The following is a 14,729-nucleotide window of genomic DNA, read 5'->3' as shown; positions in this document are numbered from 1 at the left end:
GGCACGACCGGGTTAGTCTCGCGCACATCCCGCCGGTCTGCACATCGAGAGGGGCCGCACGCATGGCCCGTGACCAAGGTCACAGCCTGCCCGTCAGGTTCGCCGCGGAGCTCCTGGTCCTGGCCCTGCTGGCGGCCGCCGTGGCGAGCTACCGCTTCGACCTGGGCGAGCGCTGGTTCGGCTGGGGACCGGTCGACCCGGCCGCCGAGCCCGCCCTCGTGCTGCCCCCCGAGGGGCTTCGGCTGCCGGTGTCGAGGCCCGCTCCCGCCGTGGCGAAGGCCGGGGCCCACGTCGACGTCGACCCCGCCCAGGTGGCGCTCGCGGTCAATCCGCTGCTCAGGGGCAAGGTGCTCGGCCCGCACTACGCCGTGCTGGTGCAGGACCTCGCGACCGGCCGCGAGGTCTTCCGCGCCGGCGCCTCCAGCATCATCCCGGCGTCGACCACCAAGCTGCTGACCTCGGTCGCCGCGCTCGAGACGCTCGGGCCCACCACGCGCTTCGCCACCACGGTCCGCTGGTCGCCGCAGTCGCGCCGGCTGACGCTGGTGGGCGGGGGCGACCCCTTCCTGGTGCGCACGCCCGCCTCCGGGCAGGGCCTCTACCCGCAGCGGGCCGACCTGACGACCCTCGCCCGCAGGACGGCCGCCGCCCTCGAGGCCGACGGCGTGAGCCGCGTCCGGCTGTCCTTCGACGACCACCTGTTCAGCGGCCCCGAGGTCAACCCGACCTGGCCCGCGGCGTACCTCGACGACGTGACCTCGCCCATCAGCGCGCTGTGGGTCGACGAGGCCCGGGCCGACTCCGGCTACGGCTTCGTGGCCGATCCGGCCGCCGGTGCGGGCACCTTCTTCGCGCGGGCGCTGCGCCAGGCGGGCGTCACGGTCGTGGGCAGCCCCTCGGACGCCGCGGCGCCCGCCGGGGCGCGCGAGGTCGCGGCCGTGCGCAGCGCCACCGTCGGCGAGATCGTGGAGCGCACGCTCGCGGTCAGCGACAACCAGGCCGCCGAGGTGCTGGCCCGCCACGTCGGCGTGGCCACGGGTGGGCAGGGCTCCTTCGCCGGCGGTGCGGCCGCCGTGCTCGACACCGTGCGCGAGCTCGGGGTGCCCGTCGACGGCGACCGGCTGCTCGACGGCAGCGGGCTCTCGCGCAGCAACCGGCTCAGCGCCGACACCCTGGCCGGGGTGCTGCGCCTGAGCGAGTCGGCGCGGCGTCCCGAGCTGCGGCAGGTGCTCACCGGGCTGCCGGTGGCCGGCTTCACGGGGTCGCTGCAGTACCGCTTCGACGCCGGGCCCGCCCAGGCCCTGGGCCGGGTGCGGGCCAAGACCGGCACCCTCATGGGCGTGCACGGGCTCGCGGGCGTGGCCGACGACCCGAGCGGGGCGCGGATGGCGTTCGTGGTCGTCGCCGACCGCGTGGACGCGGCCGTCGACCTCGACGCGCGGGTCCGGGTCGACCGGATCGCGGCCGCCCTGGGTGCGTGCCGGTGCGGCGTAGGGTCGCCGTCATGAGCGAGGGACGGGCCCGGCGGGCCGGCATGGTGGACTGGGACCTCGCCGTGCGCGTGGGGTCCAAGCTGGTCGGTGAGGGCCCCAAGGTCAGCCGCCGCGAGGCAGCCGACGCCGTGGCCGAGCTGCGGGCCGGTGCCGACCGGTCGACCGGGCTGGTGCGCGACTTCACCGGCCTGGAGGCCACCGAGCACAGCGCCCCGGTGCTCGTGGTCGACCGCCCGGGCTGGATCCAGGCCAACGCCGACGGCTTCGCGAGCATCATCGCGCCGCTGCTGGACAAGCTGACCGAGAAGAAGGGCGCCCCCGGCCCCGTCACCGAGGCCATCGGCTCGCGCGTCACCGGGGTGGAGCTCGGCGCCATGCTGGGCTTCCTCGGCTCCAAGGTGCTGGGCCAGTTCGACCCGTTCCACGACGCGCCCGGCGAGCACGGCCGGCTGCTGCTCGTGGCGCCCAACATCGTCCACGTCGAGCGCGAGCTCGGCGCCGACCCCAGCGACTTCCGGCTGTGGGTGTGCCTGCACGAGGAGACCCACCGGGTGCAGTTCACGGCCGTGCCGTGGATGACCGACCACCTGCGCTCGGAGATGGACCAGCTGCTCTCCACGGTCTCGACCGACCCCTCGGAGATCCTGGGCGACCTGGCCCGCAAGGTCGGCGACCTGGTGACGGGCCGGTCCGACGGCAGCCTGATGGAGCTGTTCGCCAGCCCCGAGCAGAAGCAGGTCATCGACCGCGTGACCGGGGTGATGAGCCTGCTCGAGGGCCACGCCGACGTCGTCATGGACGGCGTCGGGCCGGAGGTCATCCCCTCGGTCGCCTCGATCCGCCGCGCCTTCACCCAGCGCCGCCAGGGCGTCGGGGCGCTCGACAAGCTGCTGCGGCGGCTGCTCGGCCTCGACCAGAAGATGGCGCAGTACCGCGACGGCGCCGTCTTCGTGCGCGCCGTGGTCGACAAGGTGGGCATGGACGGCTTCAACGCCGTGTGGGCCGAGCCGGCCCACCTGCCCGACAAGGCCGAGATCCTCGACCCCGCCCTGTGGGTCGCCCGCGTCCACGGCTGAGCGGCCGGCTGCTGTGGCCCTGCACCCCGCGGTCGCGGCCGTGCGCCTCGGCGTACGGCGTGCACTGTCCGACCTCGCCCCCAACTCGGTTGTGCTCGTCGCCTGCTCCGGCGGCGCCGACTCCCTGGCCCTGGTGAGCGCGGCGGTCGCGGAGTCGCGCCGGGGCGCCCTGCGGGTCGTCGGCGCCACCGTCGACCACGGCCTCCAGGAGGGCTCCGCCGCCCACGCGACCCGCGTGGTGGAGCAGATGGCCGCGCTCGGGGCCGACGAGACGGTCTCGGCGCGGGTGGCGGTCGAGGGCGAGGGGATGGGGCCCGAGGCGGCCGCCCGGGAGGCGCGCTACTCCGTGCTGGGCGAGATGGCCCGCCACTTCGGCGCCGCCGTCGTGCTGCTCGGGCACACCCTCGACGACCAGGCCGAGACCGTCCTGCTCGGGCTGGCCCGCGGTGCCGGCGCCCGGTCGCTGGCCGGCATGCGCCGCTCCTTCGACGGCTTCCGCCGCCCCCTGCTCGACGTCACCCGGCTGCAGACCGAGACCGCCTGCCTCGTCGAGGGCCTCGAGCCCTGGACCGACCCCCACAACAGCGACGAACGGTTCACCCGCGTCCGCGTCCGCACCCGGGTGCTCCCGCTGCTCGAGGACGAGCTCGGCCCCGGCGTCGCGGCCACCCTGGCTCGCACGGCCGACCAGCTGCGCGTCGACACGGCGTACCTCGACGAGGTCAGCGCCTCCGCCCTCGCCTCCGCCCGCCTCGAGGACGGCCTCTCCGCGGCCGTCCTCGCCGACCTCCACGCCGCCGTCCGGCTGCGCGTCCTGCGCTCCGCCGCCCTCGAGGCCGGCGCCCTGCCCGCCGAGCTCGCCACCGTCCACCTCGAGGAGCTCGACGCCCTCGTCACCCGCTGGCACGGCCAGCAGTGGGTCGACCTCCCCGGCCACCTCCGCGGCGTGCGTGCGGGTGGGGTGGTCCGGTTCGAGGCGGCGCCGCGCTGATTACCCGGACGTCCGGGTAATTGGTGACTGGACGTCTGTTGCAACAGCCGTCAGGTGGTCGAGAAGGACGTCCAGTGGTGCCGGTGTGACGAACGCGTCCGGCGTCGTCCACAGGTACGCCGACGCGGGGTGCGGCCTCGCGACGGATCGCGCAGGGTCGGCACATGCACCCAGGACTGGCACGAGCGACGGACGCGGACGGCTTGCTGATGAGGTCGGCGGCGCTCGCCGCCGGTTGCGACGACCGTGACCTGCGCGCGGGCGTCCGCTCCGGCGAGCTGGTGCGGATCCGGGCCGGCACCTACGCGTGGGCGGCAGCGTGGAGGGAGCTCACGTCCCGCGAGCGCCACGCGGTGGTGGCTCGCGGGGTGGTGCTCAAGGCCGGCACCGAGGTCGTGGTGTCCCACATGAGCGCCGTCGTGCTCCACGACGGTCCGCTCTGGGAGCTGCCCCTCGCAGCGGTGCACGTCACCCGCGTCGACCGGCGCGGCGGACGCACGGCAGCGGGGGTGGTCCAGCACCGGGGAGAGCTCGCCGCCGACGATGTCGTCGAGAGCGACGGGGTCGCCCTCACCAGCGCCACCCGCACGGCCATGGACCTGGTGATGCTGCTGGGGCTCGATCGATCGCTCCCCGTGCTCGACGACTTCCTCCGGCGCCGGCTGACGACGCGCACGGAGCTCGACGCGTGCCGGCGTCGGATGAACGCGTGGCCGGGCACGCTCGTCTCCGACCTCGCGGTCCGGCTCAGCGACGGCCGGCGGGAGTCGGTCGGCGAGTCACGCAGCGCCCTGTGCTTCTTCCGAGGCGGGGTGCCGCGACCGCAGCTGCAGTGGCCGGTCCACGACGAGCACGGCCGCGAGATCGCCCGCCTGGACTTCGCCTGGCCCGAGGCACGGGTGTGGGTCGAGTTCGACGGCAAGGAGAAGTACCTGCGCCACCGCCGTCCCGGCGAGAGCGTGGTCGACGCCGTGCTGCGCGAGAAGCGGCGCGAGGAGCGCATCGCACGGCTCACCGGCTGGAGGTGCCTACGGCTCACCTGGGCCGACCTCCACCGGCCCGAGGCGACCGCGGCGTACGTCCTCGAGGTGCTGCGGGGAGCGCCGGTCCACCAGCTGCGACCGCCTGCTTGACGTCCTTTTCGGCTACTGGACGTCCGTTGCAACAGACGTCCAGTAGCTGATTACCCGGACGTCCGGGTGATCAGCACCGCTCAGACGGCCTCGGCGAGCAACCGGAGCGTCGCCTCCCGGGCGGGGGCGGTGCGGGGGTCGGTGCCGGTGAGGGCGCCGGCGACGGGGTGGATCATCACCTCGTCGACGTCGTACGTCGTGGCGAGCTCGCGGACCTGCTTGGCGGCGTCCTCGGGGGTGCCGACGACCCAGCGCTGGAGCATCGACTCGGCCAGGGCGCGGTGGGCGTCGGGCAGCGGGTCGGCCTCGGCCTCCTCGACGGTGCGCTGGGGGGCGAGCTGCCCGCCGGTGCGCAGGGCGACCATCGAGTGCAGGTTGGGCAGCACGAGGCGCTCGGCCTCCTCGCGGGTCGGGGCGACGACCGCGTTGACGGTGAGGAAGGTGCGCGGCTGGTCGAGGTGCTCCGAGGGGCGGAACTGCGAGCGGTAGAGGTCCATCGCCTCGGCCGTCCCGTGCCCGGAGAAGTGGTGGGCGAAGACGTACGGCAGGCCCCGCTCGGCGGCGAGCCGGGCGGAGTAGTCGGAGCTGCCGAGCAGCCACACGGGCGGCACCGAGGTCGCGCGCGGAGTGGCGGTGAGGGGGTGATTGCGGCCCTGCACCTGGAGGCCCACGCCCTCGGGGCTCATCATGGCGATCACGTTGTCGACGTACGACGGGAACCGCGCGACCGCGTCCTCCTCCACGCCGCCCGCGCCGTGGCGCAGGGCCCACGAGGTGACGGGGTCGGAGCCAGGGGCGCGGCCGATGCCGAGGTCGATGCGCCCGGGGAAGGCGGCCTCGAGCAGCGCGAACTGCTCGGCGACCACCAGCGGCGCGTGGTTGGGCAGCATCACGCCGCCCGAGCCGACGCGGATCCGCTCGGTGGCGGCGGCGAGCAGGGCGATCACCACGGGCGGGTTCGTGGCCGCGACGGCCGGCATGTTGTGGTGCTCGGCCACCCAGTAGCGGGTGTAGCCGCTGGCGTCGGCCACCTGCGCCAGCCCCCGGGCCGCCGCGACGGCGTCGGCGGAGGTCTGGTCGGAGCGGACGGGCACGAGGTCGAGGACGGAGAGCTGCATGGTGGCTGTAACGCCGCACGCCGCCCAACCCTTCCGCCGCCGACCCTCCCGACCTGTGCGAGGCTGGTCCCATGGACGCAGCCGACGTCGAGGGCGACCTCGTCGACATCTTGTTCACCGAGGCCGAGATCCAGGCCAAGCTCGGGGAGATGGCGAGGCAGATCGAGGTCGACTACGAGGGCAAGGACCTGCTCGTCGTCGGCGTGCTGCGCGGTGCGGTCATGGTCATGGCCGACCTCTCGCGGGCGCTGACCCGCCACGTCGAGATGGACTGGATGGCCGTCTCGTCCTACGGCTCCGGCACCAAGAGCAGCGGCGTGGTCCGCATCCTCAAGGACCTCGACACCGACATCAGCGGCCGCCACGTCCTCATCATCGACGAGATCATCGACAGCGGCCTGACCCTGTCGTGGCTCACCTCCAACCTCGCCTCCCGCAACCCGGCCTCGGTCGAGATCGGGACCCTGCTGCGCAAGCCCGAGGCGATGAAGACCGAGATGGACGTCAAGTACGTCGGGTGGGACATCCCCAACGAGTTCGTCGTCGGCTACGGCCTCGACTACCAGGAGCGCTACCGCAACCTGCGCGACATCGGGACGCTGTCGCCCCACGTCTACTCCTGACGCTCCGCAGGCCCCGACTCGCACGTCTCTTCGTGAGGTGTGGGGACACCTGAGAGGATGGCGCGCGTGAAGCGATACGTGCGTAGTCCATGGCTCTGGATCCCCGTCGCGGTGGTCGGGGTCCTGCTGGCGCTGCAGTTCCTCGTGCCGAACGGCGGGTACACCGAGGTCAAGACCTCGACCATGATCAGCCGCATCAACGACGGTGACGTCAAGCAGATCACCTTCGTCGACGGCGGTGACCAGCAGCTGCGCGCGACGCTCGACAACGGCGAGAAGGAGATGGCCACCTGGGTGGCCGGCCAGCAGCGGGGCCTGGTGCGCCTGGTCCAGGAGCAGGTCGACCAGGGCACCATCGAGAGCTACAACGTCGAGAACCCCCAGCCCAGCATCCTGGGCAGCCTGCTGTCGTTCCTGATCCCGGTGGGCCTGATCCTGCTGCTGTTCTTCTTCCTGATGAACAACGTGCAGGGCGGCGGCGGTCGCGTCATGCAGTTCGCCAAGTCCAAGGCCAAGCTGATCAGCAAGGACATGCCGAAGACGACGTTCGCCGACGTCGCCGGCAACGACGAGGCCATCGAGGAGCTCGGCGAGATCAAGGAGTTCCTCCAGGAGCCCGCCAAGTTCCAGGCCGTCGGCGCCAAGATCCCCAAGGGCGTCCTGCTGTACGGCGCCCCCGGCACCGGCAAGACCCTGCTGGCGCGCGCCGTGGCCGGTGAGGCCGGGGTGCCGTTCTACTCGATCTCGGGCTCCGACTTCGTCGAGATGTTCGTCGGCGTGGGCGCCTCGCGCGTGCGCGACCTGTTCGAGCAGGCCAAGGAGAACGCCCCCGCGATCATCTTCATCGACGAGATCGACGCCGTGGGTCGCCACCGCGGTGCCGGCATGGGCGGCGGCCACGACGAGCGCGAGCAGACCCTCAACCAGCTGCTGGTCGAGATGGACGGCTTCGACGTCCGCGGCGGCGTCATCCTCATCGCCGCGACCAACCGTCCCGACATCCTCGACCCGGCTCTGCTGCGCCCGGGCCGCTTCGACCGCCAGATCTCGGTCGACGCCCCCGACCTGGTGGGTCGCGAGCAGATCCTCAAGGTCCACGCCCGCGGCAAGCCGATGGCGCCCGACGTCGACCTGCGCTCGGTGGCGCGACGCACCCCCGGCTTCTCCGGCGCCGACCTGGCCAACGTGCTCAACGAGGCGGCCCTGCTGACCGCGCGCGAGGGCAAGCTCCAGATCGACAAGTACGCCCTCGAGGAGGCGATCGACCGCGTCATCGCCGGCCCGCAGAAGCGCACCCGCCTGATGAGCGAGAAGGAGAAGCTCATCACGGCCTACCACGAGGGCGGCCACGCGCTGGTCGCCGCGGCCCTGCCCGGCACCGACCCGGTGCACAAGGTCACGATCCTGCCGCGCGGCCGGGCGCTGGGCTACACGATGGTGCTGCCCGACGAGGACAAGTACAGCCAGACCCGCTCGGAGATGCTCGACAAGCTGGCCTACATGCTCGGTGGCCGCGCCGCCGAGGAGATGGTCTTCCACGACCCGACCACGGGCGCCGGCAACGACATCGAGAAGGCCACCTCCCTGGCCCGCGCGATGGTCACGCAGTACGGCATGACCGAGCGCCTGGGCGCCATCAAGCTGGGCGACGCCCAGGGCGAGCCGTTCATGGGCCGCGACATGGGCCACAGCCGCAACTACTCCGAGGACGTCGCCTCGATGGTCGACGAGGAGACCAAGAAGCTGCTGGCGACCGCCCACCAGGAGGCCTTCGACATCCTCGAGGAGAACCGCGACGTCCTCGACTCGCTGGTGCTCGCGCTGATGGAGAAGGAGACCCTCGACAAGGAGCAGGTCGCCGAGGTGTTCGAGCCGCTGCGCCGGCGCGCCGTGCGCCCCGCCTGGACCGGGTCGCCGACCCGCAACCCCTCGGAGATCCCGCCCGTCGAGATCCCCGAGAAGGTCCGCCAGGCCGCTGCCCAGGGCGCCGTCCCCGAGGAGCAGGGCGCGGTCGTGCTGACCCCGCCCGGCGCCGGTGGCGACACCCACGGCGACGCCACCCCCGGTCAGGTCTGAGGCCGTGGGAGTCGACAGGATCGGCGAGGGCCAGCGGGCGATCGCCCCCTTCGACCACGACCGTGCGGCCGCAGCCGTGCGCGAGCTGCTCCTCGCCATCGGCGAGGATCCCGACCGCGAGGGCCTGCAGGACACCCCGGCCCGGGTGGCGCGGGCGTACGCCGAGCTCACCCTCGGCCTGCACCAGGAGCCCGAGGACGTCCTGACGACGACCTTCGACCTGGGCCACGACGAGATGGTGCTGGTGCGCGACATCGAGCTGTGGTCGATGTGCGAGCACCACCTGGTGCCGTTCACCGGCAAGGCCCACGTCGGCTACATCCCCAGTGACGACGGCAAGATCACCGGCCTGTCCAAGCTGGCCCGCGTCGTCGACGTCTTCGCCAAGCGGCCCCAGGTGCAGGAGCGGCTGACCACCCAGGTCGCCGACGCGCTGGTGCGCATCCTCACCCCGCGGGGCGTCATCGTGGTGATCGAGGCCGAGCACCTGTGCATGACGATGCGCGGCGTCCGCAAGGCCGGCGCCCGCACCATGACCTCGGCCGTGCGCGGCATGATGCACCAGCCCGCCACCCGCGCCGAGGCGATGTCGCTCATCCTGGCCTCCCGCTGAGCCGGGCGGCCCCGTGACCCGCACCGACTGGCAGCACGGCCTGCCGCAGCCGCACCGGCCACTGGTGATGGGGATCGTCAACGTCACGCCCGACTCCTTCTCCGACGGCGGCCGCTTCGAGACCACCGACCGGGCGATCGCCCACGGGCTGGCGCTGCGCGACGAGGGCGCCGACGTCCTCGACGTGGGCGGCGAGTCCACCCGGCCCGGCGCCACCCGGCCGCTGGTCGCGGAGGAGCTCGACCGGGTGGTCCCGGTCATCGCGGCCCTGGCCGCCGAGGGCGTCGCGGTCTCGGTCGACACCATGCGCCACGAGGTCGCCCTGGCGGCGCTCGACGCCGGCGCGGTGCTGGTCAACGACGTCTCGGGCGGCCTGGCCGACCCCGACGTGCTGCGGGTCGTGGCCGAGCGCGGGGCGGCGTACGTCGCGATGCACTGGCGCGCGCACAGCACCGAGATGCAGCGCCACGCGACGTACGCCGACGTGCTGGTCGAGGTCCGCGACGAGCTGTCCGCCCGGGTGGACGCCGCCGTGGCCGCGGGCGTCGACCCCGACCGGCTGGTCCTGGACCCCGGGCTGGGCTTCGCCAAGACCGCCGCCCACAACTGGGAGCTGCTCGCGCGGCTGCCCGAGCTGGTCGCGCTGGGCCTGCCCGTGCTGGTCGGGTCGAGCCGCAAGTCGTTCCTCGGGACGCTGCTGGCGGCGCCGGACGGGACGCCGCGGCCGGTCGAGGACCGCGAGGACGCAGGAGTGGCGCTGACCACGATCGCGGCCATCCAGGGGGTCTGGGGCGTGCGCGTCCACCAGGTGCGGGGCAGCTGCGACGCCGTCCGGGTGGTGGAGCGGTGGTCCGGGCCCGCCGGTAGGGTCGAGGGACCATGAGCCACCCCGTCTCGGACCCCTCACCCGGTCGCGCCACCGGCGCCACCGACCGGCTGGCCGTCCGCGGGCTCGTGTTCCGGGGCCACCACGGCGTCCTCGACTTCGAGCGCCGTGACGGCCAGGACTTCGTCCTCGACCTGGTGCTGCGCCTGGACACCTCGGTCGCGGCCGCCAGCGACGACTTGCGGGACACCGTCGACTACGGGAGTCTCGTCGACCAGGTGCGCGCGGTCGTCGAGGGAGAGCCAGTGGACCTGATCGAGACCCTGGCACAGCGGGTCGCGGAGGTCTGCCTCCGGTCCCCGTCGGTCCTCGAGGCAGAGATCACCGTGCACAAGCCGAACGCCCCGATCCAGGCCACGTTCCACGACGTCGCCCTGACCATCAACCGGAGCCGATAAGTGACCGAGTCCCCGAACCCGAACATCGTCGACGCCGACAGCCTCACCGGCGAGATGCACCCGATCCGTCGCGGCGTGATCTCCATCGGCAGCAACCTCGGCGAGCGCCGCCACAACCTCCAGGGCGCCCTCGACTCGCTCGCGGACACCCCCGAGGTGTGGGTCACCGACGTCTCGCCGGTCTACGAGACCGAGCCGGTCGACTCGCCCGAGGGCGTGCGCGACTACCTCAACGCCGTCGTGCTGCTCGACACGACGCTCTCGGCCCAGATGCTGCTCGAGCGGGCGCTGGCCGTCGAGGCGGCCTACGGCCGCGAGCGCACCGACGCCGTCAACGAGGCCCGCACCCTCGACGTCGACCTCATCGTGCTCGGCGACCGCCGCTCCGACGAGCCCCACCTGCGGCTCCCGCACCCGCGCGCCGGCGAGCGCGCCTTCGTGCTGGTGCCGTGGCTCGACGTCGAGCCCGACGCCGAGATCCCCGGCGTGGGCCCGGTGGCCGAGCTGGTCGAGAAGACCGGTCGCGACGGCGTGCGCCTGCGCGAGGACATCACCCTCGAGGTGCAGTAGGTCGTGAGCTCCCGCGGACCCGACCCGGGCCCCGACGGCGAGGACCCGGGCGGGACCGTGCGCACCACGGGGCCGGCGCCCCTGGTCGTGCTCGGGGTGCTGGGCCTGGTGGGTGGCTGGTCGCTGCGGGTGGTCTCGCTGCGCACCGGCCGCGCCGAGCCCGACGTCGGCTGGCTCTCGCTGGTCCTGCTGGTCGTCGCCACGCTGCTGCTGGGCGGTACGGCGCTGCTCACCCGGCGCGTCGTGCGCCGCGACCGCGGGGCGCTGCCGCACCACACGGCCGTCAACCGGCTGGTCCTCGGCAAGGCCTGCGCCCTGGTCGGCGCGCTGCTGCTGGGCGGGTACGCCGGCTACGCCGTCGCCCAGCTCGGCGTCGGCGACCCCGCCGCCACGACCCGGCTGTGGCGCTCGGGCCTGGGCGTCCTGGGGGCCCTCGGCGTGACCGTCACCGCGCTGCTCCTGGAGCACGCGTGTCGCGTCCCGGGCCGTCGGCGCTAGCGACCTACGCTGCGCCCATGGCCGCCTCACGCCCGCACGCCCCCGCCACCGCCGGCCGCACCACGCGGCGTGCTCCCCGTCGGCGGCGCCAGCGCAGCGTCCGGGTGACCTTCTCGGTGGCGCTGCTCGTGGTGGCCACGGGCCTGGTGCTGGCGAGCCTGCCGACCGGATCGGCGCTGTGGACCGGCCTGGCCTCGGTGGCCGCGCTCGTGCTCGCCTGGGCCTCGCTGCGGGTGATGTGGACCGAGGTGCTGCAGTCGCGCCAGGAGAACGCCCGCGACCGCGCCGCCGCGGCGTACGCCTACCAGCAGCTGTTCGCCACCCGCGCCGCCGAGCACGCGGAGTTCACCTCGACGATGACCGAGCGGCTGGCCCGCGCCCACCTCTCGCAGCGCGAGCTCGAGGGCCGGGTCGCCCGGCAGCAGCAGCGCGTCGACGAGCTCGAGCAGGCCGCGCTCGCCCGCCAGGCCCAGGAGGCCGAGGCGCTCTCGACCTGGGAGTCCGACAGCCGCGACTCGGTCGTCGAGCTCGCCGCGTGGGACGAGAAGGTCCGCGACACGATGCGCGCCGCTGCCGGCAGGTCACGCCGCCAGCAGGCCTGAGCCGCCCGTGGGGTGCCGACGGCTGGTCGCCGCCCGGGTCGTGGGCGCCGGCCTCGCCCTCGCCGGCCTGCTCGCCGGCTGCGGGGGAGACCCCCCGCCGAGCCCGCCCAGGTGCAGCGGGTCGTCCTGGCCGGCCAGAGCTCGACCGAGGCCGACGTGGTCACCGAGCTCTACCGGCTGCTGCTCGAGCAGCAGGGATACCGCACCCGGGTCGAGGACCTCGGTCCGCGCGACCTCTTCCTGCCCGAGCTGCGTCGCGGGGAGGTGCAGCTCGCCGCCGACTACCTCGGCCAGCTGACCGACGCCCTCGAGCGCGAGACCGACGGCGCCGACGCCCCGAGCGTCGCCACCGACGACCCCGCCGCCACCCTGGAGCTGCTCGACGGCCTCGCCCGCCCCCTGGGGCTGGCGCCGCTGAAGCCCGCCCTCGCCGAGGACGTCCGGTCCTTCGCGGTCACCCGCGCCTTCGCCCGCCGTCACGACCTGACCACGCTGGGCGACCTCGGGCGCCTCGACCGCCGGCTCGTGCTCGCCGCCGACACCGAGTGCGCCACCCGCGACGACTGCGCCCGCGGCCTGGCCCGTGTCTACGGCATCCGGCCGGCCCGCATCGTGCCCGTCGGCATCGACGGCGGCGACACCCTGGAGATGCTGCTGCGCGGCGACGTCCAGGTCGCCCAGGTCGCCGCGACCGACGGCCGGCTCGGCCGCGACGTCGTCCTGCTCGAGGACGACCGCAGCCTCCAGGACGCCCAGAACCTCGTCCCCGTGGCCAACGCCGCCTGGCTGCGCGAGCAGCCCCGCGTCCGTGCCGAGCTGGCCCGCCTCGCCGACGTCCTGACCACCCCCGCGCTGCGCTCCCTCAACGCCGACGTCGACCTCCGCGGCGCGAGCCCCCGCGAGGCCGCCCAGGCGTGGCTGGAGGAGGAGGGCCTGCTCTAGCCCCGCCCTGGGGCACGACGTCGTCGTTCCTCGGGGCCCTTCGAGACACGACGTCGTCGTTCCTCAGGGACCGAGGGGGGCGGAGCGGCCGGGCGCTCAGCGTCGTACGGCGGGCACCAGGTCGGGGAGGCCGCCGACCAGCTCCTCGGCGAGGAGCAGGTCGGAGGTGAGGTCGCGGTCGTGGGTGTCGGGGACGCCGCCGTCCTGCTCGTCGAGCCAGTTCAGGGCACGGGCCAGGGCCGGGGGGTGGGAGTCCTGCATCCGCAGGCAGCGCAGCGAGGCGACCAGCTCGGCGGCGATGACGGCGCGGAAGCGGGCGACGGCGTCGAGGGCCTGGCGGGCGGCCAGGGTGGCGAAGGAGGCGTCCTCCTCGACGCCGCGCGAGAGCGTGACCACCTGGGTGCCGGCGGGCGTGGCCAGGGCGCGGAGCTCGGCGAGGGCGGAGGCGGCGGAGTACTCCACGATCATCACGCCCGAGGCGGCCGGGGTGCCGTCGCCGAGGAACGGGTGCAGCCCGGTGTACGCCGGCTCCGCCAGCATCGTCAGCCGGGCCAGGCTGAGCTGGGCGGCCTGGGCCAGGGCGAGGACGAGGGCGTCCAGGGACTGCACGAGGTACGCCGCGTGGAACCCGCCGTGGTGGGCCACGCCCAGCTCGGCCGAGACGATCGGGTTCTCCGAGGGCGCGTTGGCCATCGTGGTCACCACGGTCTCGGCGAACGCCAGCCGGTCCATCAGCGCGCCGTGCACCTGCGGCAGGGTCCGCAGCCCGAAGGGGTCCTGGATGCGGGCGGGCTCGGCCGTCGGGTCCGACATCTCGCGGACCGCCCGGCACACCCACTGGGCGCCGGGGAACGGCGTGGCGACCTCGACGGCGGGGCTGAAGGCCTCGAGGTTGCCGCGGACGGCGGCGAGGTCCATCGCGGCCACCACCAGGGAGGCGCGGGCGAGCCGGTCGAGGTCGGCCACGGCGAGGGCGGCGTCGGCGAGCACGGCGGCGTTGCTCGACATGAAGGTGAGCGCGTCGCCGGGCCCGAAGGTGGCGGTCTGCGGGGCGGGCGGCACGCTGCGGACCTCGCCGGCCAGGACGAGCGCGGTGGTGGCCAGGGCCGCGAGGTCGGCGGTGCCGACGCTGCCGCCCTCGCGCACCGGGGGCAGGGCGTCGGCGGCGATCATCGCGGCCAGGGCGTCGAGGACCTCGGGGCGGATGCCGTTGCCGTCGGCGGCGAGCTGGTTGAGCCGGATGGTGAGCATCGCCCGCACCCGCGGCGTGGAGCGGCGCTCGCCGGAGCTGGTGGCGTGGGAGCGCAGCAGCCGCAGCGACTGGGCGTCCGGGTCGGGCACGACCACGTCGCGGTTGGCGCCCACGCCGGTGGAGCGGCCGTAGACGGGACGCTCGGAGGCCGCCTGCGCGGCGTACGCCTGGGAGCGGGCGACGCGTGCCCGGGCATCGGGCGCCAGCGTCACCGGATGGGTGCGCCGCGATGCCGCGACGATGTCCGCCAGCCCCAGGTGCTGCCCGTCGACGACCGGCACGACCGACCCCTCTCCCGCCTCGATGACCCGAGGCTCCATCGTCCTCCCTGCGGACGACGAACGGTGCGCTGGGCGGCGTGTCCTAGTCTCGGGAACCGAAACTGCACTCCACGGCTGTGGAATGCTCTCGAGAACGCCTGGCGACCCGCCGGGCCTGACCCCCGAACGGGGACAGAC

General features: G+C 74.2%; 15 protein-coding genes. 13 read left to right on the top strand and 2 right to left on the bottom strand.

Annotated elements, in window-relative coordinates:
• The first annotated feature begins 62 nt into the window (after nucleotides 1-62).
• The 4 genes from dacB to BLU55_RS11860 all read left to right on the top strand — a co-directional run bounded on the left by dacB (nucleotide 63) and on the right by BLU55_RS11860 (nucleotide 4,693).
• The gene (gene dacB, locus BLU55_RS11875; protein ID WP_091729929.1) at nucleotides 63-1,508 is read left to right on the top strand and encodes a D-alanyl-D-alanine carboxypeptidase/D-alanyl-D-alanine endopeptidase; all 1,446 of its coding nucleotides are present in this window, start codon (nucleotides 63-65) and stop codon (nucleotides 1,506-1,508) included.
• Nucleotides 1,505-2,569: a zinc-dependent metalloprotease gene (locus BLU55_RS11870; protein WP_231916842.1), complete on the top strand. Its 1,065-nt coding sequence runs from the start codon at nucleotides 1,505-1,507 to the stop codon at nucleotides 2,567-2,569. The genes dacB and BLU55_RS11870 overlap by 4 nt, the downstream gene beginning before the upstream one ends.
• 13 nt (nucleotides 2,570-2,582) lie before the next feature.
• Nucleotides 2,583-3,560 (top strand): tRNA lysidine(34) synthetase TilS, encoded by a 978-nt coding sequence (tilS, locus tag BLU55_RS11865; protein WP_091729926.1) that lies wholly within the window; start codon nucleotides 2,583-2,585, stop codon nucleotides 3,558-3,560.
• A 209-nt stretch (nucleotides 3,561-3,769) separates the two neighbouring features.
• Nucleotides 3,770-4,693 carry a hypothetical protein gene (locus BLU55_RS11860; protein ID WP_091729923.1) on the top strand — a complete coding sequence of 308 codons (924 nt, stop codon included), beginning with the start codon at nucleotides 3,770-3,772 and terminating at the stop codon, nucleotides 4,691-4,693.
• A gap of 80 nt (nucleotides 4,694-4,773) precedes the next feature.
• Here the strand turns inward: BLU55_RS11860 and BLU55_RS11855 are convergent, their stop codons facing one another.
• Nucleotides 4,774-5,811 carry an LLM class flavin-dependent oxidoreductase gene (locus BLU55_RS11855; RefSeq protein ID WP_091729919.1) on the bottom strand — a complete coding sequence of 346 codons (1,038 nt, stop codon included), beginning with the start codon at nucleotides 5,809-5,811 and terminating at the stop codon, nucleotides 4,774-4,776.
• 71 nt (nucleotides 5,812-5,882) lie between these two features.
• Here BLU55_RS11855 and hpt point away from each other — a divergent pair, with 71 nt between their 5' ends.
• The 9 genes from hpt (at nucleotide 5,883) to BLU55_RS11810 (ending at nucleotide 13,019) form a co-directional block, all read left to right on the top strand.
• Nucleotides 5,883-6,434, top strand: coding sequence for a hypoxanthine phosphoribosyltransferase (gene hpt / locus BLU55_RS11850; protein ID WP_091729916.1), 552 nt, complete (start codon nucleotides 5,883-5,885; stop codon nucleotides 6,432-6,434).
• A gap of 57 nt (nucleotides 6,435-6,491) precedes the next feature.
• Nucleotides 6,492-8,510, top strand: a complete 2,019-nt coding sequence (gene ftsH, locus BLU55_RS11845) for an ATP-dependent zinc metalloprotease FtsH (protein ID WP_091729914.1) — start codon at nucleotides 6,492-6,494, stop codon at nucleotides 8,508-8,510.
• A 40-nt stretch (nucleotides 8,511-8,550) separates the two neighbouring features.
• Nucleotides 8,551-9,123, top strand: coding sequence for a GTP cyclohydrolase I FolE (gene folE, locus BLU55_RS11840; protein WP_269457958.1), 573 nt, complete (start codon nucleotides 8,551-8,553; stop codon nucleotides 9,121-9,123).
• A gap of 13 nt (nucleotides 9,124-9,136) precedes the next feature.
• Nucleotides 9,137-10,006: a dihydropteroate synthase gene (gene folP, locus BLU55_RS11835; RefSeq protein WP_456237704.1), complete on the top strand. Its 870-nt coding sequence runs from the start codon at nucleotides 9,137-9,139 to the stop codon at nucleotides 10,004-10,006.
• Entirely contained in the window at nucleotides 10,003-10,407 is a 405-nt protein-coding gene (folB, locus tag BLU55_RS11830; RefSeq protein WP_091729908.1) for a dihydroneopterin aldolase, read from the top strand. The genes folP and folB overlap by 4 nt, the downstream gene beginning before the upstream one ends.
• Nucleotides 10,408-10,977: a 2-amino-4-hydroxy-6-hydroxymethyldihydropteridine diphosphokinase gene (gene folK / locus BLU55_RS11825; protein ID WP_091729906.1), complete on the top strand. Its 570-nt coding sequence runs from the start codon at nucleotides 10,408-10,410 to the stop codon at nucleotides 10,975-10,977.
• A 3-nt stretch (nucleotides 10,978-10,980) separates the two neighbouring features.
• Nucleotides 10,981-11,475 (top strand): DUF3180 domain-containing protein, encoded by a 495-nt coding sequence (locus BLU55_RS11820; RefSeq protein ID WP_091729903.1) that lies wholly within the window; start codon nucleotides 10,981-10,983, stop codon nucleotides 11,473-11,475.
• Between the two features lie 17 nt (nucleotides 11,476-11,492).
• Nucleotides 11,493-12,077: a hypothetical protein gene (locus tag BLU55_RS11815; protein WP_091729901.1), complete on the top strand. Its 585-nt coding sequence runs from the start codon at nucleotides 11,493-11,495 to the stop codon at nucleotides 12,075-12,077.
• A gap of 111 nt (nucleotides 12,078-12,188) precedes the next feature.
• The gene (locus BLU55_RS11810) at nucleotides 12,189-13,019 is read left to right on the top strand and encodes an ABC transporter substrate-binding protein (RefSeq protein ID WP_157682835.1); all 831 of its coding nucleotides are present in this window, start codon (nucleotides 12,189-12,191) and stop codon (nucleotides 13,017-13,019) included.
• Between the two features lie 96 nt (nucleotides 13,020-13,115).
• On the opposite strand, the gene BLU55_RS11805 is transcribed toward BLU55_RS11810, so the two are convergent.
• Nucleotides 13,116-14,591 carry an aromatic amino acid lyase gene (locus tag BLU55_RS11805; protein WP_091729895.1) on the bottom strand — a complete coding sequence of 492 codons (1,476 nt, stop codon included), beginning with the start codon at nucleotides 14,589-14,591 and terminating at the stop codon, nucleotides 13,116-13,118.
• Nucleotides 14,592-14,729 lie beyond the last annotated feature (138 nt).

The sequence above is a fragment of the Nocardioides scoriae genome, assembly GCF_900104965.1.
Taxonomy (GTDB): domain Bacteria; phylum Actinomycetota; class Actinomycetes; order Propionibacteriales; family Nocardioidaceae; genus Marmoricola; species Marmoricola scoriae.
Note: the sequence above shows the minus strand (reverse complement) of the source record. Positions and strands in the feature narration are given on the sequence as shown.